Raw genomic sequence first — 2,302 nt, forward strand, 5'->3', positions numbered from 1 at the left:
AGAACAAGGAATCAACACAATCCTTATGAGTACAGAAATAGAGGAAATAGATATTGAAACAGGGAAGATTTCAGAAGGCTTAATTGAATTAAATTTAAAGTCGGAAAAAGCATTTTCATATTTACAAGAGCTTTATAAGGACTGGGAGATCTTAATTGAAAGAAATCTTCCACAGGCCATTAATGAAGTGAAATATGGTAAAGAAATTGAATTCAGAAGTAATTGGATTACGTTTGTGGCTCGAAGAAGGGGTGGCATCAGCTAACACCATGTTCACGCTTCGGGCCATTCGGCCCTCGGTCCGGCAGAAGTCAGATGTGGATTCGGGGATGCAATTGGCAGCAACAGGGAAGTTGAATCAGCCGGACACATCCGCACCGACTAAGCGCATCGCGCCCGGCGACTTCGTCGCCTTAAGTCGGTGGGACGTCGTGAACACATGAACGTTAGCTGAAACCATTGCAGAGCTTAAAGAGAGAAGGATTAAATACTTGAACACATTTATTTACTTTGTAAGGCATGCAGAATCTCCTTATATCCCTGGTGAAGAACGGTCAAGAGGTTTGTCCGATCGTGGCAAATCTGATGCACTTAAAATTAGCAGAATTTTAAAGCATGTAGGCATTGAGATATTTATATCCAGCCCGTATGAACGGGCTATTCAAACAATAAATGATGCTGCTGGGAACAATGAAATTCTATTATTTGAAGACTTAAGGGAAAGGCGAATTGGAATTATAACTGACAATAAATTCAAAGAATCAAAGTTAAGGGTATATCAAGATTTCGATTTTTCTTTTCCGGAAGGAGAATCTTCAAAACACGCACAACAACGGGCGATAAAGACAATTATGGATCTACTCAGTACATACAACGGAAAGAAAATCGTAATTGGAACACATGGAGATATAATGACTTTGATATTGAATTACTTTGATAAATCTTATAATTTCGAATTCTGGGAATCAACAACAATGCCTGATATATATATACTTGAATTTGAAGGGATCAAAATGATTAAAGTGACAAGAGAATGGAAGTAATATACGAAAGTGTCTCGAGGAAGGCAATGGCATCAGCTAACACCATGTTCACGCTGCGGGGCATTCGCCCCTTGGTCCGGCAGAAGTTAGATGAGGATTCAGGGAAGCAATGGACAGCAGCAGGGAAGTGTAATCAACCGGACACATCCAACTCCCTAACCGCATCGCGGCCGCCCTCCGGGCTTAAGGGAGTTGGACGTCGTGAACACATGAACGTTAGCTGAAATTACTGCAAGATATATTAAGTTGAGGTGAATTCAATGGAGATTAGAATGATTTCAGAAACGGAATATACTGTTTCAGGTGTTTCTATTAAGAATATGACCAACCAAAGATATTGCATATTTGATTTTGAATCAACAGGTATAAATCATGAGACAGAACATATTACACAAATCGGTGCTGTGATAATAGAAAATGGTCAAATTCGGGAAGAAAAGATATTTAATTCATATATTAAATCTCCCAAACCAATACCTGAAGCAGTAGAACGGTTTACCGGCGTATACAACACGTATTTACAAGATGCTCCAAAGTTAAAGGATATATATGATGAATTTTTGGAATTTACCAAGGAGTGTGTCCTAGTTACCCATGCAGGTTATGAATTTGATTTGCCATTATTAAGAAATGAATGTCAAAGGAATAATCTAACGATGATTTCAAATCCGTGTCTAGATACAAAAGCATTATTTTCGTATTTATATCCGGAGATAAAGGATATTATTTGGACAGATTATTTGATTAAATATTATAACATCTACGATAAAGATATTCGAAGGCATGATGCTCTAGGAGATAGCATATTAATTGGTCGGATTTTTTTGAGAATACTAGGAGAGTTTCGAACTAGAAATATTAAAGATATTGAATTCATAGATAAGGTATTGGTAAAGAGATTTGAGATCAAACCCATGGTGTAAGAAATTCAATGAGGACAGTAACTTCAGCTAACACCATGTTCACGCTTCGGGGCATTCGCCCCTCGGTCCGGCAGGAGTCAGATGTGGATACAGGGAAGTAATTGGCAGCAGCAGGGAAGCGATATCAGCCGGACACATCCGCACCGACTAAGCGCATCGCGCCCGGCGACTTCGTCACCTTAAGTCGGTGGGACGTCGTGAACACATTTACGTTAACTGAAATCGCCCTAAGGAATAAAAAAGGAGATAAACGAAATGAAAATAGAACTTACCAAAAAACAATACAGAGATTTAATTGAATTATTATTTCTTGGGAACTGGCTTGCTAATGCTTCT

2 protein-coding genes and 1 pseudogene are annotated in these 2,302 nt (G+C 38.8%); all 3 read left to right on the forward strand.

Annotated elements, in window-relative coordinates; genetic code table 11:
- Positions 1–265: pseudogene (locus tag ACFPOF_RS24015) on the forward strand (class I SAM-dependent methyltransferase); the annotation flags it as partial.
- A gap of 226 nt (positions 266–491) precedes the next feature.
- On the forward strand, positions 492–1,043 hold the full coding sequence (locus tag ACFPOF_RS24020) for a histidine phosphatase family protein (RefSeq protein WP_378137452.1): 552 nt from the start codon (positions 492–494) through the stop codon (positions 1,041–1,043).
- A 260-nt stretch (positions 1,044–1,303) separates the two neighbouring features.
- Positions 1,304–1,966: a 3'-5' exonuclease gene (locus ACFPOF_RS24025; RefSeq protein ID WP_378137454.1), complete on the forward strand. Its 663-nt coding sequence runs from the start codon at positions 1,304–1,306 to the stop codon at positions 1,964–1,966.
- Positions 1,967–2,302 lie beyond the last annotated feature (336 nt).

This window comes from Cohnella soli, from assembly GCF_042655525.1.
Taxonomy (GTDB): Bacteria; Bacillota; Bacilli; order Paenibacillales; family Paenibacillaceae; genus Cohnella; species Cohnella soli.